Source organism: Mesorhizobium sp. M1C.F.Ca.ET.210.01.1.1 (assembly GCF_004791585.1).
Classification (GTDB): Bacteria; Pseudomonadota; Alphaproteobacteria; order Rhizobiales; family Rhizobiaceae; genus Mesorhizobium.
This window is the reverse complement of the sequence record NZ_SRUU01000034.1, coordinates 41,749-60,067: the sequence shown is the minus strand read 5'-3', so window position 1 is coordinate 60,067 and position 18,319 is coordinate 41,749. Positions and strand designations below refer to the sequence as shown.

Here is an 18,319-nt window from a genome sequence, read left to right as displayed (position 1 = left end):
ATTCACGCTTCGGACTGTCATTCGACAGTTCGGAGCTTAATTTATGAGAGATCGAATTCCCGGTTATCCTTCTGGGCGGACGCATGCAGCCTTCCGAAACACGGCTAGTCTTATCGAGGCCGCCGACACGCATTTCGAGGCCGCTCACTATCAGGGTGTCATGGCGCTCTATGTCCGTCCTTCCGAGGGCCGGACAGTCATCTTGAACTACGACGGTCGCCAGATCGTCGACTTTGTTCGCTGCTCCTATCTCGGCCTGGACAACCATCCGGCCATTGTCGCCGGCGCGGCCGACGCTGTCCGAAGCTCGGGTACGCTGCATTGGTCATGTGCTCGTACCCGGTTGAATTTCGCCAGCCTGGGCGAATTGGAAGCATCGCTCTCCGATCTCTTCAACGCAAAGGTCATCACCTACACCACGGTGCTTGCCGCTAATATGAGTGCCCTGCCATTGATTGCCTCTGGACATCTCACCGGTGGCTACAAGCCAGTCATGGTATTCGATCGGCTCGCTCACGCCACGCTCGCCTACCACAAGGGCACTATCGCCAGCGAGACGCGGGTGGAGACATTGGCGCACAATGATCTCGCTGGCCTGGAGCGGCTCTGCCTCAAAAACGAGGCGGTCGCCTACATCTGCGATGGTGTTTATTCTATGGGTGGCAGTGCTCCGATAGAGGAACTGCGCCGCCTCCAGGAAAAATACGGCCTCTTTCTCTACATTGACGATGCGCATGGCATTTCGTTGTTTGGCGACAAGGGGCAAGGCTTCGCCAGGTCGCAGATGGACGAGCTAGGCAGCCGGACCATTGTCGCTGCGTCCCTTGGCAAGGGCTTCGGCGCTTCGGGCGGCATGTTGATGCTCGGGACGGTCCACCAGGAGAACCTGTTTCGCAGATTCGCGGTGGCTCATGCGTTCTCGGCGTCGATCAATACTGCCTCGATCGGAGCAGCACTTGCCTCGGCGAGACTGCACCGCACGGATGAGCTCGCTCGACTGCAGGCAGTCTTGCAGAAGCGGATTGCCCTCTTCGACGCGCTCATGCCTACCGCGCAAAGCGGAAAGCCGCTTCCGATCCGCACGGTTCACCTTGGCGATGAATTGATGGCGGTCGCAGCCGCCAGGGTCCTTCTGCAAAAAGGCTTCTATGCGTCGGCTATCTTCTTTCCGACCGTAGCGCGCGGACAGGCGGGCTTGCGCGTCTGTCTGACCGCGGGCCATTCCGAGGAACAGATCCGGTCGCTTTGCTCTGAAATCGACATGGTCCGGGATGATATCCGCAAAGCCCATGAGCCATGAGATTTACGGCAACGCGCTGAGGCTGCTGACGTATGTCTTTGCGGCTGTTGAGTATGGCAGCTTGAGGCAAGCGGCCAGAAAGCTCGGAGTCGGTGAATCCAGTGTAAGTCGCAACGTCGTTAAACTCGAACAGCTTCTGGAGATGCAGCTGTTCGATCGCGACGTTCGCGGCGTTCGTTTGACACAGGCAGGGCGAGCCTGGACCGAGGTCGTACGGAGCCATTTCGAAGGTTTGCAGGAAGCTTTCCGGGACACCGCCCGCGACAACAGCGACGCAAAGACGGTTCGCATTGGGCTGTGCGCGGTGGGGGGAGGGGAATTCCTGAAGCGCCTTTTCGATCGCTTCCGCAAATCCTGCCCAGATGTCAGTTTGGCAATTGAGGATGTTCCGCGCGAACAATGCCTGACGGCCATACGCCGTCGGCGCTTCGACATCGTCTTTGCGTCAGGGCTCGGCACCCCCACGTCGTGCCGCGCCGAGATGTTCTGGCAGGAGCGTATCTTCGTTCTAGTACCTGCTGGTCATCCGCTTGCCGAAAAGCGGGCGGTCACATGGGCAGATCTTGCGGGGATGCCATTGCTCGTGCCGGTCGGGACGAGCGGACCGCTGCTGGATTTCCCCATGCTGGAAGGCATCGTCACCGACGGGTGCCGCCCAACTGTCAACATATGCCAAGCTGGCCAAGCGACCGTCATCTTCAATGTACAGCTAGGCCAAGGCATAACATTGGCAGGGGAGAGCTTCGCTCAAACTGTCGCCATTGATGCAACGGCGTGGAAACCCCTTAACGGCCACAACAGTCTCTGTCCGATCAAAGCTCTCTGGCTTGAAACGAATCCGAAACGTGCCGTTTTGCGGCTGATCGGCCTTGCCAGAAAGAAGGCGAATGCGATTCCGAGTCCGGAATACTCGCAAAGCGCACGCTTTCGTTAGCCCTGTTCCAGCCGCTCGCACACAGATTTCCGTCCGGAAGTGCGTAAAGGACGGCGGCGCCGCCACCTGCGCTAGTTCGTGAAGCGAGTCTTTTCTGTCAGAAGCGGCCCGAACGACATCAAGCGGACCTCATGGCCGATCGTCAGTTTTCGAGCTCAGTGATGTGACGTCCCGCAGGCCTCGATCCCGATCAGGCAGCGCGATAACTTGGCGAAGACGGCAGAACTTGCGATCGGCACAGTGCCTTGCGCACAACAACGTCTCCAGACGCGTCGACGGCGTGAACTTGAAAAATGCGCTTGGCCAGATCAGGGCCCACGGTGGTAATCTGCATGGCGGATGGCTCCTTTGCTCGGGTTGCCTGACAGCAAACCCACTGTGGCACTCAGATGCCGGGAGCGGGAGCCATCCACCTCATCTGTTTTCGGCCCCATTTCGGTCATTCACCAGGAGGAAGTTCCTGGCGACCCGAGCCATAGCGTCGATATCTCGAAGCTAGTAGTTAATCTCGTTTGTCGTCGTTAGGTTCGCCAGACCATACGAGAGAATACGAAGGAAATGGGTTGGCGAACCAGCCGCTGCGTGGCGACCCACAGCACTGCACCTGAGGACGTGCCCGCGAAGATGCCTTTATCGGCAACCGCAAGGTGGGCCAGCGAAAAGCGCCAGCACGCGAGGCGCGCTTTGGCCGTGAGCGGCCCGGCGCCCGGGGCTGGGTGGCTCGGGTTCGGCCGCCGGGCCTAACCGGCAAAAAATGCCGCGGTTCATTTTCGCCGGCTGGCCAGATTCTAGACCGGTCAGGCATGACCTCTAACTTGGCAAAATGGCTGTGTTCCTTGGCACTCAAATCGGATGTGCCGCTACGGCGGTTTATCCCTCAGCAGCGCCTTCCGTTTCGGCGGCACATAGGACGTTACCAGCCTGAGCGTGTCCATGTTGACCGTCACCGGAACGCCGAGGTTTACGGTGACCCATTCGCCGTCGATATGCCTGACTTCGCCGACAAGCTCGATCGGCTGGCCCTTCTTTACCTTCGATGCCCTGTCGATGATCGAATGCGGGAAGGCACAGCTCGGGATCGAGACGCTGATGCGATCCTCCGTGACGCGCCTGCGGACTGTCGCAGTGACAGCGACCTCATCGCCCACCTTTATGCCCTTCGCCATACTTTGAGGATGGGGCGGCCGATGGCTTCGTCAAGCTGGTGCTAATATTTTCGGGTTGTCTCTATGCGCTGGCCGTGCGCTGCTTTGAAAGAGACCGCCACAAAGCGTCTTCTTCCGTTATGCCATCCAGAAAAGGCGGATCACATCCCGTGCCAGGGCTTCTCTTTGCTCTCTATCATTGAGCGCTAGCCGGCGCTAGGCGCACAGCCTGTCAAACACCCGCTGAAGCAAGTCCAGATCAGCGGGATAAACCACATCGCCATCGTCTGAGAGAGGCATGACCGCCGCCCTCGATAACCCGCCGACATTTGTCACCAGCAGCGCCGTCCGAAAACTGTAAATTTGTATGGAACCGTGGCGCAAAAGATGAACATGCAAGCCTTTCGATCGTTTGTTTGCATGAACGGCGAACACGACAAACTAGGACTCCATGAGGGAGCCATCGAGGTGCTGGCTGATCGCCTGGTCCGAGAGGCTGGGGTTACAAAAGAGCAGGCTCGCGAGCTGATCAAGTTGATCGGGACCGACTGGAATTCGCTGGTTCGGGAGGCCTATTTTCTGAAGAAGCTGCCACGCTAGGCACAACCCCCCGGCGGCGGGCTTTGTCCCACGTACATCATTTTTAATAGCGCCGGATTTGTAGGTGGCGTAAAATACCCCAGTCGTCCGCCCCCGGTCTAAGGCACGCGGACGCTTGGAAGAGTAGATCACGCTTTCGCCCCACGTTGAGGAGGAAAGCGCCATGCGTCTCCCCACCTATATCAGCTCGGAAGATCTGGACATGCTGGCTGCGGCATTGAACGACCATTGCCAGGCCTGGCGCATTCCGGTAGGCGCCGAGCGCGAGGAAGTCGCGCGGCTTATCATGGTGCTTTTCGACAGCGGGATAGACGATCCAGATGATATGAAAGCCGCCCTGATCGCCGCAAGGCGCATTCACGCATGACGATGCGGCGACCCCATCTTTGCGAGGATCACCATCTCAATGAAATTCCCCTTTTAGAAAATACGCTCGGAAATTCACGATGAAGGTCGCGATCCGGGTCACATTTCTCTTCCTGAGTGGCCCCATGAACCAAACGCAAGGCACTGGCGCCGGGTTCAACTTCTCTGGAACTGGTTGTCCAGCGCCCCGCAACTGGAACTCGACATTTATGGAAAAGCAGGAGCGCAAGCCAGCCAGGCTCTCCCCAACATCGCCATATTGAAACGCACTGGATCGGAGACCAATCTACAGGCCATGCCCGGCCGTCGAAAAAATCCCCCAGCTGGCAAGCTGATTGCCGAGTGGCCGCTGTCTTCTGCGGCAACGCTTGGATCATCGATAAGGGCGAGGAGTATTTTCCTCGAGATCCGGGCTCGCCTCCCTGCGCCTCTGCGAATGCTCCTTCACATCGAATCCAGGGTGCTTACTCTGCGCCTGCCAGAGGGCTCCGATGCGGATGTTCAGCGGGCTTCGGCGATCGTGTCCGAGGCCATGCACGACATCGAAGACTTGCCGGTGATTCCGCGCGAGGTCGAGGACATCCTGACGATCAAGCAGGGTGAGAGGCACCGCTGGCTGAAGGACGGTCGTTTGCAGAGCGGCGGAACGCGAACGGTCAAACTTCGCGGCCGCGCCAGGAAGATCACCTTTCACGTCTTCGATCCGCGCTACATCGAAGATGTGCTGGACCGCGACCTAGTCACCGTCTGGCGCGAAGAGGACGCAGCGACGGCCGCAGAGAACCGTCGGCGCGCCGCGACAAAGGCCGCCCTAAAGCGCGCGCGGAAGAGGGATCTTGAGGCTCCCAATTCAGCCAGGAATGGCCCAGACGAAAGCTCGAAGGCCAAACTGCGCGGTTGGGAAGATTTTGAGAGCGATGGGCTGCTGCGCTGACAAGCGGCTCGGGCATCAGGCCGAGAATCTTTCAATATTGATCGTGAGCTCAAGAACAACCCCGGCGGGATCCCAATTTCGCACGATTCCGCCAAGCTCACTCGCGGCGGCGCGGATCAAGCGGCTTCCGAAACCTTCGTCTTCGGTTGCGACCGGAGGTGGTCCTCCTACCTCTCGCCAGTGGACAGTCACCTTACCGTCCCGATTGGAGCAAGCGATCTCTATCGAGCCGGTGGCCGCCGAGAGGCTGCCATGTTTGGCAGCGTTGGTGGCGAATTCGTGCAGCAGGAGGGAAAGTGGCGTAATCAGTGCCGCGGGCACGGGGATATCGATGCCTCTGATAGCGAAGTGGGGGAGCTCATCAGTCACATGGCGGTATGGCGCAAGGATCGCGGCGATCAATCCGTGTAGGCTCGTAGCGTCCTGAGCAGGGCTCCTGATTGACGTTAGCATCGTCAGCGCATGCGCCCGCGCCAAGGCACCGAGACGGTCGGACACGATCGAGGCGAGTTCCGCCGGCGTTTCAGCGGCTGGCGCGCTCAACTTGATAATGCTGCTTGTGATGGCGAAAAGGTTCTTCACGCGATGGTCCATCTCGCGAAGCAGCAGCTCCCGTTGCTCTTGCGCGCGTAGCCGCTCGGAGATGCCACGGGCGATTTTGGAGACACCGACAATTGCGCCAGACGCGTCCGCGATTGGGGAAACGGTCAAAGAGATGGGAACGATACTGCCATCCTTGCGCAGGCGAACGGTCTCGAAATGCTCGACATGCTCTCCATTTCGAATGCGCGCCAGCATCTCCCGATCCTCCTTCTGGCGATCGGGTGGTATCAGCAACGTGAGCGGACGTCCGATAATTTCGTTTCGGCTATAGCCGTAGAGTCGCTCGGCGCCGTTGTTCCAGTCCGTGATGCTGCCATCCATATCGGTCGCGATGATTGCGTCATCCGAGGATTCGACGAGCGCGCTCAGTCGCGCCGCAGTGGTTTCCGCCCGCTCCCGTTCGATCGCAAACCCGAGCTGACGGGCAATGGTCAACGCAAGTTCGCGTTCACGATCGGCGAAGCGATGGGGAGCTGGATAGTAGACCATGAACTTGCCGATGAGCTCGCGGGAGCTGACAATCGGGATAAAGGCCAGCGCTTCGATTCCCTCGCCAAGGACCGTGTCGATGAGTTGCCGAGATTCACCGCTGAGACGAATATTCTCGACAAAGATGGGCTTGGCGTCGCGCTCATTGCTTGTCCACGGTGTGTGGCCGTTGACAGCCTTGCGATATTTTTCAGAGAGTGAGCGCCACGCGACGAAGCTCATGACGCCATCTTTGTCAAATCTCAGGATGGAGGCGCGAGACGAGCCGAGGGCGTCGCATATGGCATCCAGCGCTGCATCGTAGATCTCACCAAGGCCGTTGGCTCGGTAAAGTCGGTCGGTGAGGCGAAAGAGGACGGCTTGCTCGCGGACAATATCGCCGTCGGCTTGCTCACGCTGGCCTCGCCCCATGGCCGCATCACTCATGGCCCTGTGCTGCATGGCTTTATCCCCGCGGGACGGCTCTACTGGCGTTCGACCAAGTCCTTGACCCAGCTAGTTGTCGCAGTGCCGCGTCTAGAGCTCATGGACTGACGATTGCGATCCCGGCCTTCCAGACAATATGCGCCTTGCGCAGTTTCGCAATGGGACTTCGTGCGTGACTATGATTAGGACCGTCGGTCGTAATTGCTCGCTTGGGTGCACGACTTCGACAGCCGACGAGACGAAGAACCTTGAGGCAAGACGGCTCAAGCTTTGGCGATCGATACAGGAACAAGTCGGATTGGGCCGAGTTCAAGAACAATGCCCGGAGATCGACGCGAGAAGCTGGCCGAATTGCTACGCCGCCAATTTGCGAGCGAGGCAGTGCGACGGCATCTGCGTGGGCTTCCGATCTTTCGTGTTGAGCAGTGGTTGCCCGAGCAGCTGCGGGCCTTGCTGGACCGACTCGCCAAGAAAGAGGACGGGAGGCCGCGGTAATAGGCGGAGCCGAGAACGCGCCGGCATCACCCGATCGACCAAACGTGCAAAAGTCGCATTGTCCCCGTTATCGCCAGGGGGATCGGGGGATGTGACCGGATAGACAAATCGCGCTACGAAAACCGCTCTAACCAGTGGCGGCGGCGCACCTGGCGCGAGACGCTCGATGCGAGGCCCGTCGATCGTCGATCGAAGACAGCTAAAGAGGGGGCAACTTGGTGCGTTGAGTGTCCTTCGTCCGCACCGGCCTTGTGTAGGTGAAGCTGTGTTTCGCCACTTCGCGCGATGGCCCAGTTCTGCAGGATTTTCGTCTGAAGCGGAGCACCGAGGCCTTTGACTGGCCGGATGCGATCTGCCTTTGCCGCGGCTTCGAGCTCAGCCAACGAATTCACGCCGAGCGCCTGATGAAGCTTCAGGATCTTGTCGGGCCGAAGCCCTGGTATGGCAAACAGCTCCATCACACCCGCCGGCACCTCCTCGCGCAGCTTCTCAAGGCGTGGATGCGTGCCCGTTTCATAGAGCTTGCGCACAATGTCCGCGATCGCGTCACCGATCCCCGGGATTCCCGTGAGGGCGCCGGCGGCGATGATCCGATCGAGCGGCTGCGACAACGCAGCCAGATTATCGGCCGCGCGCAAGTAAGCCTTGGTGCGATAGGGATTGTCTCCGCGCAGCGACGTGCGATGTGCGTATTCCCTTAGGAGGCTGGCGACTGTCCGCGGATCGGTTTTGGCCATGGTCGAGGCAAACGGGGCCAATCTCCGCAGGTTCCAATCAGGCCGAAGCAGCGAACCCCTTAATCCAGCCTTGCTGCCTTTCGCGGTATGTGGCTACAGATTTGGCAATGACTGGTCGGCTCGACCCCATCCCGCCAGAGACTTGCTGGCTGCGCGTTTCTTCAATTCAGGAGCATCGCCGACGTGGAAATGCGAGGGCGCATCAATCGTCTTCATCTCCGCCCAGGTGATCGGGCCCGCGCCGGCGCGCCCGGTCGGGACGTTGCGCTGTAGGGCATGATCGCGGTCGCCCCACGCTGGTTGCGCAAATAGTCCACAAAGATGCGACCTTTTCTGCGCGCTTTCGACAACGCGGCCGTAAAGTGAGCGGGATCGCTTTGAGCCACCGCTTGAGCGAGGCGATGTGCGAAGTCTTTCACTTACGGCCACTCGGTCTGAGGGGTGAGGGGCGCGATCACATGCGCCCTTTTCTCCCATCAGCATCGGGAAGGTCGTAAATCCCAACGATTTCAGAACATCACGAAACTGGAAAGCGGCAGCGCGGACAGCTTCGAAATCGAGACCCTCATCGGGGTCGAGGTCGAAGACGACGCGGTCGGCCTTTTCGACATCCTCGATCCGAGCTCCCCACCCATGTAGCTCGATCGTTCCCATCTGGACGCAAGTCATCAGCCCATTGGCATGGACAGTGATGGTGATTTCTCTGTTCGCATCATCCTTATGCCCAAACAGGGTGGGCCCAAATGCTTTCAGAGCGCTTTCGGGTCATCTTTTGAAATTGGGATGACTCAGAGTCGCTTCCTCGATCTTGGCAATAACTCTCCGCTGAAGTCCTTATTACGGTTGAAAACAACGACGGCAGCTTTTGTGTCTCGCCGGCTCAAGAGAGCGGCTGGCAAGTGCCGCTGCGCCGATCCGCCGGCGACCAGCGATCGCTCTTTCGGAACATTCTCCCGCCGCGACAGTTCAGCGCTAAAGGAATACACCCGTGAAACGATTGGCTTTGATACTGGTCGCAGGCCTCATCGCAGGATGCAGCGACAACGGCGTCGATGGCTCGAAGACGAACTCGGTAAGCAACCAGCCGCCAGACCAGAACCCGCAAATCGACAGGGATCCAACCGCAGAATCAAGCACCGGCGGCAATCAGCAGGGCGTCCAGCCCGCGCAACCCGCCGCGCCGAAGCAATAGGACGATGCGCGATGGAAGACAAATCGATTACGCCCTCAAAATCGGGTCGCGCTCCCGAATGCGACGCCGAAGCCCAGTTCGAGAAACGTCACAAGGGCGCCAAGAACGACGGCGTTGTAAGCGCTGATCCACGTGTCATCTCGGGAAAGAAGGATGGGGACGCGACCTTTCCGATCAAGAAGGACAAATGATCCCTTCGAGACGCCGGAGCTTTGTACGGTCTTCCAACCTTTAATTCCAACGCTTGCAGAAGCCTCCTTCAGGGAAAGCAGCATGCCCAGTTTTCGGTTCGAGGTAATCGCCGGCGGTCAGTCCAACATGATCAAGGAAGATCTTGCGAGCGTCGATCTGGCGAGCCCCAGGGCCGTGGAATTGGCGAAGGGGGCAGCGAGCACCGCTTCTCCAGATGCCGACCATTCAGGCTCCCGCGTGAAAGTCTATGACGCCGCCGGCTATCTGATCGCGACCGTCAATTTCTCCGATGTGTTTGGAGGTGGTCCACTAGGCCAAACCGAGCCGCTCAATGAAGAGCCGGGCGTGAAGCGCTCCGGCTGACCTTCAAAGGATGTCGTCATTCAAAAGGAAAAATAGAATGCTTACCGCCTTCGCCCTCAATTGTTCGCTGAAAGCCTCGAACGACAAGGAGAAATCCTCGACCGAGAAGATTCTCAGTGATCTATTCTCCGCATTTGAAAGTCACGGCGTGAAGGGCGAGATCGTTCGGGCTCTGGATCACGACATCAAGCCGGGCGTTCTTTCCGACATGGGCAAGGGTGACGACTGGCCGAAGCTGCGCAGCAAAATCCTTGCCGCCGATATTTTCATTCTCGGCACCCCGATCTGGCTTGGTCAGCCTTGCAGTGTCGCCAAGCGCGTCATGGAACGGATGGATGCTTTTCTCGACGAGGCCGACGACAAGGGCCGCATGCCGGCGGCCGGCAAGGTTGCCGTGGTCGCCATCGTCGGCAACGAGGACGGCGCCCATCACTGCCATGCCGAATGCTATCAGGCACTGAACGATGTCGGCTTCACCGTGCCTGCCAACGCCGGCGTGTACTGGGTAGGAGAAGCGATGGGCGACGTGAACTATGTCGACCTGCCCAAGACCCCTGACAAGGTCGCGGAAGTAATCGAGATGGCGGCGTCCAACACGGTTCATCTGGCCAAGATGTTGGCGGGCAGCATCTATCCGGGTGTCGGTAAAGGCTGAATCATCATTCCCTGTCCGCGAGGCTGCCACTCGATGAGCCGTGTTATAACCCGGGCGATACCAAGATCACCGCCCCCGGCAAGGTACTGACCGAACTGCCCGGAGGGCCGATCGATCACCATTGGACCAAGAGCCTTGTCGCGAGCCCTGACGGGTCGCTGCTCTATGTCGGCGTCGGCTCGAACAGCAACATCACCGAAAACGGCATCCAGGCCGAGAAGGACCGCGCCGCGATCTGGGAGGTCGACCGCGCCACCGGCCGTTCACGCATCTTCGCCAGCGGGCTGCGCATCCCAACGGCCTTTCGTTCGAACCCGAAAGCAAGGCACTGTGGACAGTGGTCAACGAGCGCGACGAACTCGGGCCAAACCTGGTGCCCGACTACATGACGTCGGTGAAGGACGGCGCTTTCTATGGCTGGTGCCCTACAGCTATTACGGCCAACATGTCGATCCGCGGTGATGCCGCCGCGGCCGGACATGGTGGCGAAAGCCATCCCGCCGGATTACGCGCTGAGTTCGCATGTCGCACCGCTTGGGCTCGCCTTCTACACCGCGACCAATCTGCCGAAATCCTATCGCGGCGGCGCCTTTGTCGGCGAGCATGGCAGTTGGGACCGCGATCGCTTCAATGGCTACAAAGTCGTGTTCGTGCCATTCAGCGGCGGCCACCCCAAGGGCATGGCGCAGGACGTCGTTATCGATTTCCTCAATGACAAGGGCGAGGCGAGGGGCCGGCCGGTCGGCGTGGCCGTCGACAAAGCCGGAGCGCTGCTGATTGCCGACGACGTCGGCAACACCGTCTGGCGAGTGACCGCGGCGGCGCCAGGATCGTAAGGAATCTGCAAGTTCAAGCTGCACGCAGCGTTCGAAAGGTAACCGAGAAGCGGTGTTCCGCGACTGGCGGGATGCTGTGTTCCCATTCATTCCGGGCGGGGCCGGCCATCAGATAGGCGGACCTCGGCTCGACCTCGATCGTTTCGCGATCCCAACGCGTGCCGTTCTTGCGGCGGAGCCGGAAGCTGCATGGCGCCAGAAGCGACACACCTGCGACGAGCTCGAAATGAGGCTTGTCCCTATGCCAGCCTATCCCGGCGCCCGGCCGGTATTCGTTGATCAGCACCTGCGCGAAGGCGCTGGCGGGCTGTCCGGCAAAGTCAGCAACTTTCTCGCGCAAAGGTATCAGGAACTGAGGGATAGGTGGCGCCTCGACGACCTGGCGGCGCTCATAATCGTAGCGAAGGCCGAAGCCGATAACCTGCCTGTTGGCGAGGTGGCCATGAAAGTCGAACGGCTTGAAGGACAGGTCGGCGATGTGGCGGACCAGGACGCCTTCTTCGTTCTGCGTGATCAGTTCCGGCTGGTAGCGGAATCCTTCTGGCAGGCCGTCGGGAGCAGCGAAAAGATCGCCTTGGCGAGCTGGCGCGACGGTTCTTGATCTGGTTGTTGATGTCATGGAGCCTCAGATAGGCACCTCTGCCGCCATCGCAAGCCACTTTAAGAGCCCGCAACAGGGCGGAATCTTGCGGCGGCGTGGATTGCGGTGGCATGCCCTCCACCGACATCCGGAAGATGCACTACGATCCATCGACAAGAACACTGTCCGTTTAGCTCGTTCCAAGCGGCGTATCGCTACGACTACGAAAATGTCGGGCCTGACACCTACAGCGCCTTCAGGGCGGCGTCTTCGAAAGGACGGTCCTTCAATGAGTTCGTGCGCGATCGATATCGATACCGTTTGATGGAACACACGGACCCCGGCATTGAACGCGGGGCCGCGCGATCAAACTCCTCTTTCGGTGATGGGCTATGGCGGTAACGACATCGACGTTTCGCAGATCGCGTCGGAGCTTGTCTCGACGTCGATCGCCGGCGCAAAGGACACGGATGCGGGACTTGCTCGCGTTCAAGGCATGATCAAACACCCTTCTTCGAGAATTGAGGCGCCAGTCACTCGATCTGCTCGAAGGTGCATTGCCGCGGTGCCTTATCCGGCCGCCAGCGCAAGAGTTTCGTTCCGTGCCGGAAGCGCTCGCTGGTGATGTGGTCGAAGCGCACTTCGACGACAAGTTCGGGCTTCACCGGTTCCCATTGTCCGCTGCGCTCGGTGCTCCAGCGGCTCGGCCCGCCCGGCGCCTTGCCGGTGAAGCCGGATCCGCCACGCAGCCGTTCGAGTTTGTCCGTCAGCGCCGCCCGCTCATCATTGGCGATGGTCGAGGTGAAACCGACATGGTCGAGCAAGCCGCGATCGTTATAGAGGCCAAGCAGCAGCGACCCGACCTGCCGCTTGCCGTTCAGATAACGGAACCCGCCGACTACGCAGTCAGCAGTGCGCAGGCGTTTCACCTTCACCATCGCGCGTTCGCCCGGCCTGTAGCGATCGTCGAGCTGTTTGGCAACGACACCGTCCGTGGCATCATTGCCGGCGCCCTCCAGCCACTTTTCGGCCGTCGCGAGGCTGGTGGTGGCGGGCGAAAGCCGCAAGGCCTTGGCCTTTGCCCCGGCAATGAAATCCTCCGCTGCGGCGCGCCGATCGTGCAAAGGCAGTTCCATCAGCGATCGCCCGCCCGGAGCGACGAGCATATCGAAGAGCACCAGTTGCGCCGGCGTCTCCCGGCTGAGCTTCCAAATACGGCTCTCCGCCGGATGAAGCCGCATCTGCAACGCATCGAAGGAGGCGCGCCCATCGACTTCAATGACGATCTCTCCGTCTACGACAAAGTCCGATGTTTCGAGATCACCGAGCATCGCCGTCAGTTCGGGAAAATAACGGCCAAGGGCTTTGCCGGACTTCGCCCTGAGATCGACCGACTTGCCGCCTTTGAAGGCAAGGCAGCGGAAGCCGTCCCATTTCGGTTCGTACTGCCAAGGTCCATCGTCCCGCGGCAATGCCTCCGCCATGCGCGCTTCCATTGGCTCCGTGCTAAAGGGTAAGGGAAACTCGATGCCGGACGCTACTACCATCGCTCTTCCGTATCGCGGTGAGGCAGGTCGATGCCGCAGCAAACCCATCCGAGCCGTTGCGAGGAGCCGTAATTATGGTGCGGCTCGAGCTCCTCAGGCTTGTCGAAGGTTCCGACATGCAGCGCGATTTGACCTGGGTCGGCATCGTAGGAAAGGGTGAGCGGAGAACCGCAAGCCTGACAGAAACCTCGCTGGGCGATAGGCGATGATCTACGCACGGCAGGCGCTTCACAAAGCCAGGAGACAGAGCCGGACGAAACCCAGGCAAGAACCGCGAAGGCGCTACCGGTCGCACGCCGACACATATCGCAATGGCAATAGTGGACACGTGGATCGGCGGTGACGCGATAACGAATTTTGCCGCAGAGGCATCCGCCGGTACGTTCAAGGGCGATAGCCTGAGCCGTCATAGTATCCATCCTGCTTGAACGTTCCATGGGGAATGTGGTTTCGTGCCGCCATCGCGGCATGATGCGGGCGCTAGCTCGGCCCCGAGCAGTCAGGCCTCGAGATCAATCAGCGCCGATCCGATCTCAGGACGTTTCCTATGGCGCAGGATCAGGGCGATTCCTCCACTGTGATTTCCAGCGTCGGTTGAACGATACCTTGAGCCGATTGCCGGACGCATTTTCCAGCGGGGATTGACCATGACTGATAGCCAGACTGCCATCGAGCCCTGTCTTGAAGCAGGGTAGGTTGTCACCGAAGTCAAGCCGGGGAGCATCTCGCCGACCATGAAATGTGCCAGCAGCTTTACTAGTATCAGATCTTCCAGCGTGCAGGCAAAGATCGAGAACTCTCGGGCATTTTCATAGGAGATGGCGAGCCGTATCGCCCGCAATGCGTGCGCTCGAAGAGGCTACAACTTGCCTAGCAGGGCGACGCTACCAGCCTTGGCGGCTCGCCCATTCGTCGATGTCGCGGCGGACGCGGTCCTTCTCGATGCCGTAGCGCTCCTGGATCAGGCCTTCCAACTGGTCGCGCTTGCCGGCGATGCGGTCGAGGTCGTCGTCGGTGAGCTTGCCCCACTGTTCCTTGACCTTGCCTTTGACCTGCTTCCAGTTTCCTTCGACGCGGTTCCAATCCATAGTGTGATCTCCTTCGTTTGCTTGGAAGCTAACGGCGGCGCAGCCCCCCGGTTCCTGGTACGACGAGGGAGCCTTTAGGTGTCATACTGCTGGATGGCGCGCAGTCCCCGCATCCTCGTGGAAGCCGCGCCTAACGACGGGTAGCCAGAATCCGATCTGGCTGCCTCGGATTCCTCCTCCGGGGCGGCCTTCCAAATTGAGAGATCGAGAGGGATTATCCTTTGTGCGACGGCGGACTATTTGGAGCAATGGCCAGGACTTGGCGCGAGGCTGCAACAAAGTCTGCCGACGAGCATTGAGAATTCGTGGATTAGCAATGCGGTTCTTTTCTTCTCCGATCTTTGTCAGGACCAACCGGCCGGGCTTCCGCCATGGGGTCAATCACCTAAAAGAAGCCGCTGAGCAACTCCGCAAATAGTCAAAACGTGGTCCTCGGTGGCACAAGGCAGTGACCTTTGCCAGTGCTGCGAAACACTATCTCGGACTCCTAACCGGTTGCCCGCAACGTCCACAACCGTATTACGCGTGCAGCTTCAGCCCTTTTTGTAGCCGGCGGTGACCTCGTCTTGTGCGCGGCGAAGGCTTCCAGCACCTCGGTCTTTTCGGCCTTCGGAACCTTAAAGTGGTCGAGCGTCCGCCCGAGTTCCGCCGCGACCTCGTCGAATTCCGCGGGAGAAATCTTCAAGTCCCGATGGGCCTCCTCGAGGCCGAGCGGCGTCGCGCCCGGCCTGGTGGCCACGAACTTGAAGGGGCCGCCGGGAAACGTCGCACACCCACAGCGTGCGCATGAACTTGAGGCCCGGCAGCCGTTCGAGGTTCTTGGTGTGCCATTTGCGCAATTGCGGGTTCTTGGACTTCTGGCCGACGATCGGGTTCTTCACCACCGCGTCGCTAAAGTGATCCACCACGGCTGCGATGGCGAACACGCCGCCCAGCCGCTCATATAGGCTTTTGTCAGCCGAGCTCTGCTTGGTCTGCGCGCGCGCATCGCCGGCGGCCAATATGGCAGTTGACGCGGCCGCCGCCGCCAGCACCGCGACGACGTTTCGTCTTGTAAGAGAGGTAGAAACAGCCGTTTTCATTCTCCGGTTCCTCCCAGCTAGGCCAGAGCAAGCCGCTCTGGCGGCTTCAACGCGTGATTTTTCGGGACATATCATTAAGTCGTGCCCCTGCGGATAGTCAGACGCTCTGGCGATCGGAAGACCTTGCGAGAAGATAAACGCGCCTGCGCCCAAGCTTGGCAGGTGCGGTCTCTACAAAAAGCCGTGCCTGAATAGCCCGGCTTTTGCCCAATCAGGTGACCCTGGGTCTAGCAGACCGGGCTATCCAGCGAGTATTGGCCCGCATTCACATTCTGCATCCGACCGGACCACAAGGAAAGCCCGCCGCCTATTGGTGGGACGTTGGCGACGGGCTTTTGCTGCTTGAGGCGGCTACATCCTGAAGGAAATCGACCGCTTCGTGGATCAATTCACAGCAGCGTTCTCGGTTCCAATTTTGATGAGTAAATTTCAAGCTGAGATACGCAGCGATGGATGCTGAGATGGGGAGCTTCCTAGAAACCCCGAAAGCTGGCGCACCGCAGCTTCGGCTATCCCCTAAAAAAGCGAATTACTGGCCAACCGGCGATCGTCTCCCGCAGTTTGCTGAAAAGCTTTCCATCTTCGTTGGCGGCGGCCCGGACTTGCACGGCAACCCAGCCGGCTTTCATGGTGGCGCCGACATGGCAATGGCAAACGACGGCATGCAACTGCCAATCCGATAGCTCGAAGAAGCGTCTCGCCTCGCCATAGGTGTCGCTCTTCAGACCCTGCGCGCGCAAGATTGGATCCGCGAACGCGATGCTCAGCGGAGATTCGGGACATTGCGCTTTGTCTCGTTCATCCAGTCGCATGTACTCGGTGCCGGGCAGCGCTCCGAGGCACCGTTCTGGATCGCGCTCCAGAAGTGCGGCCCAGCGTTCCAATCGCTGGCTCCGCGTCATCGCCGGGCAGGCTGTATCGACCTCCGCGACCGCATTTAGTTCTTCGCGTGTTTGGTGTTTCATGGCCGTCTCCTGTTGGCCAGCCGCTCTGCCTGCCGCAAAGCCGCTACAGGTCGGAGTAGCCCATTTCGTCCCTATGGCGCTCGAAACCTCTATTTCACCCGAAAGTTCCACCGCCACAAAAATATGTTTCGGGGATCCATCTGTAGTGCCATTTCAGATCTTGGCACCGTGGCGGCCTGGCTCCGATGCATGTGCAGGGCAACCTCTGGGCCAGGCCACGCCGACCTTCGCGTATTCGTCTTGTCGAGGTTCCGCGACAGGACTGCGTTGAGCGAGCTTCCACATGGAAAATCCGAGGTCAACTGCAGCAATAGCCGGCCGCCACCTTGTCCTTTGCTGAATCCCGATCGCTTGTTTTGGCGGCACCTTGTTTGTCTATTGGCTGACGGCTGGAATGACGGGGCCTGCATCGACAAGCGTGGGCCTTTGCAAGGATCGACGACCGCGACGAGAGCATTGGTACTGTTCGAAATCGATCAGCCGCTGACGAAACTATCGAAGATGATCGGCGGCGCTGCTGCTGGGCAGGCAATGGCGGCGTTCGCGGCTTGCTCTGTTCAATCCTCAAGGGCGGATAACGGAACTCGGCATCCCCCTGCAGCCAGGTGAGCACTCCGTCGCTGAATCTGGCTGACACTACGCTGGGTCCAACGGACTTGCGAAAGGAAGCTGAGGCACGTCGGCGAACGGGCATCGGCGCATCGTTTCTAACCCGTGGAAGGTTGCGGGATGAATTCGGCATAGATCGCGGCGGCGCCATTCTTAGCCACGATGACCTGGCGCTTTCGAGAAAACTTAGTGCAGGCCTGTTGTTGGCCGCGCTCAACAAAAAGGCGCGCTTCTACGCTCCAGCCGAGGCGATGGTGATCGAGCACAATCGCCCTGGTATAGCCGTCGTCATGCGCCAGGGGGCCCACAATCACAGCCCGCCATCTCGTTCTGACGACTGGTTATGAGCTGTTCGATGTCGTGCCGGCCGTCAGCCACAAAGTCGTTTCTTTATGTCCGTGCGACGGCCGACAGGTGTGTGATTTGCGGCGGCGAGGACGAGGATTTCACCAATAAAAGCGTCGCAACGCACTAACGGACAAAAAGGCAGCTCAGCTCTCAAAAAAGCTCGAGCGGATTTTCCCGTTGCTAGACACCAGGGCGTAGTTCGCCTGGACGGGCACAAGGCTGCGGACCATCGGCGCATTACCCGACCATCCTCGCATACATGCGGTGATAGGCTATGGCGGCAATGCCATCCTCTTTTCACAGATCGCTTCTGAGATCGCGCGGCGTCGATCAAGGGCGCAGAAGAGAGGGGATGCGGCACTGTTCGCGTTCAAGGCGTGATTCCGGGATGATGGCCGACCCGATCACCGCCTCCTGGGCGAGGGCGCTTTGTTCGCGGTCTCGTCGATTAGTTCGAATGTGCATTGGCGTGGCGCCTTTTCCGGCCGCCAAGGCTTTATTTCTGTGCTGGAAGCGCTCGCCAGTGACGTGGTCGATGCGAACGGCCATTCCATTTCGGTTCGTACTTCAGGTAGGCTACAGCCTTCTGGTCAATCGCTTCGACGGCGTCGCGATCCGACGCCAACTTTCGCCAATGGGTTACCCGATCTTGTCTCTTGGGCCGGCATGAGCCCTGCCGCACGATAAGCACGCTCACGGCTTCGATCCTGCGTTTGCTCTTGCATCTAACCGAGAATATGGCCGCTGGTTCCATACGCTGCGCGGCTCGCATTCCTTCCAGGGCAAGCTATCATCGCCGTCGCAGGAACGAACGTCGGTGCGTCGCGTTTGTC

The 18,319-nt window shown here is 59.6% G+C and carries 22 protein-coding genes and 3 pseudogenes; 11 read left to right on the top strand and 14 right to left on the bottom strand.

What is annotated here, in order from left to right:
- Positions 1-43: 43 nt before the first annotated feature.
- Positions 44-1,300 (top strand): aminotransferase class I/II-fold pyridoxal phosphate-dependent enzyme, encoded by a 1,257-nt coding sequence (locus tag EN853_RS27965; protein WP_127862212.1) that lies wholly within the window; start codon positions 44-46, stop codon positions 1,298-1,300.
- A complete protein-coding gene (locus tag EN853_RS27960) occupies positions 1,290-2,234 on the top strand; it encodes a LysR family transcriptional regulator (RefSeq protein ID WP_167524631.1) in 945 nt (314 codons plus the stop codon). The genes EN853_RS27965 and EN853_RS27960 overlap by 11 nt, the downstream gene beginning before the upstream one ends.
- A 158-nt stretch (positions 2,235-2,392) precedes the next feature.
- Here EN853_RS27960 and EN853_RS27955 read toward each other — a convergent pair.
- Together EN853_RS27955 and EN853_RS27950 are read right to left on the bottom strand one after the other, a co-directional pair.
- Positions 2,393-2,568 (bottom strand): annotated as a pseudogene (locus EN853_RS27955) (IS110 family transposase); the annotation flags it as partial.
- A 526-nt stretch (positions 2,569-3,094) separates the two neighbouring features.
- The gene (locus tag EN853_RS27950) at positions 3,095-3,400 is read right to left on the bottom strand and encodes a hypothetical protein (protein ID WP_127862214.1); all 306 of its coding nucleotides are present in this window, start codon (positions 3,398-3,400) and stop codon (positions 3,095-3,097) included.
- A 366-nt stretch (positions 3,401-3,766) separates the two neighbouring features.
- Here EN853_RS27950 and EN853_RS27945 point away from each other — a divergent pair, with 366 nt between their 5' ends.
- From EN853_RS27945 to EN853_RS27935, 3 genes are all read left to right on the top strand, one after another.
- The gene (locus tag EN853_RS27945) at positions 3,767-3,979 is read left to right on the top strand and encodes a hypothetical protein (RefSeq protein ID WP_245517211.1); all 213 of its coding nucleotides are present in this window, start codon (positions 3,767-3,769) and stop codon (positions 3,977-3,979) included.
- A 163-nt stretch (positions 3,980-4,142) separates the two neighbouring features.
- Complete coding sequence (locus EN853_RS27940) at positions 4,143-4,346, top strand: hypothetical protein (RefSeq protein ID WP_127862215.1); 204 nt, start codon at positions 4,143-4,145, stop codon at positions 4,344-4,346.
- A 294-nt stretch (positions 4,347-4,640) separates the two neighbouring features.
- Positions 4,641-5,279: a hypothetical protein gene (locus EN853_RS27935; RefSeq protein WP_127862269.1), complete on the top strand. Its 639-nt coding sequence runs from the start codon at positions 4,641-4,643 to the stop codon at positions 5,277-5,279.
- 15 nt (positions 5,280-5,294) lie between these two features.
- On the opposite strand, the gene EN853_RS27930 is transcribed toward EN853_RS27935, so the two are convergent.
- The 4 genes and pseudogenes from EN853_RS27930 to EN853_RS35360 all read right to left on the bottom strand — a co-directional run.
- Entirely contained in the window at positions 5,295-6,812 is a 1,518-nt protein-coding gene (locus EN853_RS27930) for a PAS domain S-box protein (protein WP_127862216.1), read from the bottom strand.
- A gap of 593 nt (positions 6,813-7,405) precedes the next feature.
- Positions 7,406-8,029: a helix-hairpin-helix domain-containing protein gene (locus EN853_RS27925; RefSeq protein WP_348631612.1), complete on the bottom strand. Its 624-nt coding sequence runs from the start codon at positions 8,027-8,029 to the stop codon at positions 7,406-7,408.
- Between the two features lie 212 nt (positions 8,030-8,241).
- Complete coding sequence (locus EN853_RS35365; RefSeq protein WP_348631615.1) at positions 8,242-8,415, bottom strand: hypothetical protein; 174 nt, start codon at positions 8,413-8,415, stop codon at positions 8,242-8,244.
- Between the two features lie 136 nt (positions 8,416-8,551).
- Positions 8,552-8,698 (bottom strand): annotated as a pseudogene (locus EN853_RS35360) (hypothetical protein); the annotation flags it as partial.
- 12 nt (positions 8,699-8,710) lie between these two features.
- Between EN853_RS35360 and EN853_RS34175 the strand changes: the two are divergent.
- The 4 genes and pseudogenes from EN853_RS34175 to EN853_RS27895 all read left to right on the top strand — a co-directional run.
- The gene (locus EN853_RS34175) at positions 8,711-9,412 is read left to right on the top strand and encodes a hypothetical protein (RefSeq protein ID WP_168247760.1); all 702 of its coding nucleotides are present in this window, start codon (positions 8,711-8,713) and stop codon (positions 9,410-9,412) included.
- Positions 9,413-9,494: 82 nt separating this feature from the next.
- Positions 9,495-9,776 (top strand): hypothetical protein, encoded by a 282-nt coding sequence (locus EN853_RS27905; protein ID WP_127862219.1) that lies wholly within the window; start codon positions 9,495-9,497, stop codon positions 9,774-9,776.
- A gap of 37 nt (positions 9,777-9,813) precedes the next feature.
- Positions 9,814-10,431 (top strand): NAD(P)H-dependent oxidoreductase, encoded by a 618-nt coding sequence (locus EN853_RS27900; protein ID WP_127862220.1) that lies wholly within the window; start codon positions 9,814-9,816, stop codon positions 10,429-10,431.
- 53 nt (positions 10,432-10,484) lie between these two features.
- Positions 10,485-11,267, top strand: a pseudogene (locus EN853_RS27895) (sorbosone dehydrogenase family protein); the annotation flags it as partial.
- Positions 11,268-11,280: 13 nt separating this feature from the next.
- Here the strand turns inward: EN853_RS27895 and EN853_RS27890 are convergent.
- A complete protein-coding gene (locus tag EN853_RS27890) occupies positions 11,281-11,886 on the bottom strand; it encodes an alpha-ketoglutarate-dependent dioxygenase AlkB (RefSeq protein WP_127862221.1) in 606 nt (201 codons plus the stop codon).
- A gap of 87 nt (positions 11,887-11,973) precedes the next feature.
- Here EN853_RS27890 and EN853_RS27885 point away from each other — a divergent pair, with 87 nt between their 5' ends.
- A complete protein-coding gene (locus EN853_RS27885) occupies positions 11,974-12,249 on the top strand; it encodes a KTSC domain-containing protein (protein WP_245517210.1) in 276 nt (91 codons plus the stop codon).
- A gap of 131 nt (positions 12,250-12,380) precedes the next feature.
- Here the strand turns inward: EN853_RS27885 and EN853_RS27875 are convergent, their stop codons facing one another.
- From EN853_RS27875 to EN853_RS27850, 6 genes are all read right to left on the bottom strand, one after another.
- Positions 12,381-13,394 (bottom strand): ATP-dependent DNA ligase, encoded by a 1,014-nt coding sequence (locus EN853_RS27875; RefSeq protein ID WP_127862223.1) that lies wholly within the window; start codon positions 13,392-13,394, stop codon positions 12,381-12,383.
- Positions 13,388-13,804, bottom strand: coding sequence for a GFA family protein (locus tag EN853_RS27870; RefSeq protein WP_127862224.1), 417 nt, complete (start codon positions 13,802-13,804; stop codon positions 13,388-13,390). The genes EN853_RS27875 and EN853_RS27870 overlap by 7 nt, the downstream gene beginning before the upstream one ends.
- A gap of 89 nt (positions 13,805-13,893) precedes the next feature.
- The gene (locus EN853_RS27865) at positions 13,894-14,235 is read right to left on the bottom strand and encodes a hypothetical protein (RefSeq protein ID WP_127862225.1); all 342 of its coding nucleotides are present in this window, start codon (positions 14,233-14,235) and stop codon (positions 13,894-13,896) included.
- Between the two features lie 43 nt (positions 14,236-14,278).
- Positions 14,279-14,482: a CsbD family protein gene (locus EN853_RS27860; protein ID WP_127862226.1), complete on the bottom strand. Its 204-nt coding sequence runs from the start codon at positions 14,480-14,482 to the stop codon at positions 14,279-14,281.
- Positions 14,483-15,099: 617 nt separating this feature from the next.
- Positions 15,100-15,564 carry a group 1 truncated hemoglobin gene (locus EN853_RS27855; protein ID WP_245517209.1) on the bottom strand — a complete coding sequence of 155 codons (465 nt, stop codon included), beginning with the start codon at positions 15,562-15,564 and terminating at the stop codon, positions 15,100-15,102.
- 509 nt (positions 15,565-16,073) lie between these two features.
- Positions 16,074-16,529, bottom strand: a complete 456-nt coding sequence (locus tag EN853_RS27850) for a hypothetical protein (RefSeq protein ID WP_127862227.1) — start codon at positions 16,527-16,529, stop codon at positions 16,074-16,076.
- A gap of 722 nt (positions 16,530-17,251) precedes the next feature.
- Here EN853_RS27850 and EN853_RS27845 point away from each other — a divergent pair.
- A complete protein-coding gene (locus EN853_RS27845) occupies positions 17,252-17,485 on the top strand; it encodes a hypothetical protein (RefSeq protein ID WP_127862228.1) in 234 nt (77 codons plus the stop codon).
- Positions 17,486-17,816: 331 nt separating this feature from the next.
- Here the strand turns inward: EN853_RS27845 and EN853_RS27840 are convergent, their stop codons facing one another.
- On the bottom strand, positions 17,817-18,035 hold the full coding sequence (locus EN853_RS27840; RefSeq protein ID WP_127862229.1) for a hypothetical protein: 219 nt from the start codon (positions 18,033-18,035) through the stop codon (positions 17,817-17,819).
- Positions 18,036-18,319: the final 284 nt, after the last annotated feature.

Bases quoted from the DNA above. Each gene is read 5' to 3' on its own strand.
- EN853_RS27965 (WP_127862212.1), top strand. From the start codon at position 44: ATGAGAGATCGAATTCCCGGTTATCCTTCTGGGCGGACGCATGCAGCC.
- EN853_RS27960 (WP_167524631.1), top strand. From the start codon at position 1,290: ATGAGCCATGAGATTTACGGCAACGCGCTGAGGCTGCTGACGTATGTC.
- EN853_RS27950 (WP_127862214.1), bottom strand. From the start codon at position 3,400: ATGGCGAAGGGCATAAAGGTGGGCGATGAGGTCGCTGTCACTGCGACA.
- EN853_RS27945 (WP_245517211.1), top strand. From the start codon at position 3,767: ATGAACATGCAAGCCTTTCGATCGTTTGTTTGCATGAACGGCGAACAC.
- EN853_RS27940 (WP_127862215.1), top strand. From the start codon at position 4,143: ATGCGTCTCCCCACCTATATCAGCTCGGAAGATCTGGACATGCTGGCT.
- EN853_RS27935 (WP_127862269.1), top strand. From the start codon at position 4,641: ATGCCCGGCCGTCGAAAAAATCCCCCAGCTGGCAAGCTGATTGCCGAG.
- EN853_RS27930 (WP_127862216.1), bottom strand. From the start codon at position 6,812: ATGCAGCACAGGGCCATGAGTGATGCGGCCATGGGGCGAGGCCAGCGT.
- EN853_RS27925 (WP_348631612.1), bottom strand. From the start codon at position 8,029: ATGGCCAAAACCGATCCGCGGACAGTCGCCAGCCTCCTAAGGGAATAC.
- EN853_RS34175 (WP_168247760.1), top strand. From the start codon at position 8,711: ATGGACAGTGATGGTGATTTCTCTGTTCGCATCATCCTTATGCCCAAA.
- EN853_RS27905 (WP_127862219.1), top strand. From the start codon at position 9,495: ATGCCCAGTTTTCGGTTCGAGGTAATCGCCGGCGGTCAGTCCAACATG.
- EN853_RS27900 (WP_127862220.1), top strand. From the start codon at position 9,814: ATGCTTACCGCCTTCGCCCTCAATTGTTCGCTGAAAGCCTCGAACGAC.
- EN853_RS27890 (WP_127862221.1), bottom strand. From the start codon at position 11,886: ATGACATCAACAACCAGATCAAGAACCGTCGCGCCAGCTCGCCAAGGC.
- EN853_RS27875 (WP_127862223.1), bottom strand. From the start codon at position 13,394: ATGGTAGTAGCGTCCGGCATCGAGTTTCCCTTACCCTTTAGCACGGAG.
- EN853_RS27870 (WP_127862224.1), bottom strand. From the start codon at position 13,804: ATGACGGCTCAGGCTATCGCCCTTGAACGTACCGGCGGATGCCTCTGC.
- EN853_RS27860 (WP_127862226.1), bottom strand. From the start codon at position 14,482: ATGGATTGGAACCGCGTCGAAGGAAACTGGAAGCAGGTCAAAGGCAAG.
- EN853_RS27855 (WP_245517209.1), bottom strand. From the start codon at position 15,564: ATGAAAACGGCTGTTTCTACCTCTCTTACAAGACGAAACGTCGTCGCG.
- EN853_RS27850 (WP_127862227.1), bottom strand. From the start codon at position 16,529: ATGAAACACCAAACACGCGAAGAACTAAATGCGGTCGCGGAGGTCGAT.
- EN853_RS27840 (WP_127862229.1), bottom strand. From the start codon at position 18,035: ATGGCCGTTCGCATCGACCACGTCACTGGCGAGCGCTTCCAGCACAGA.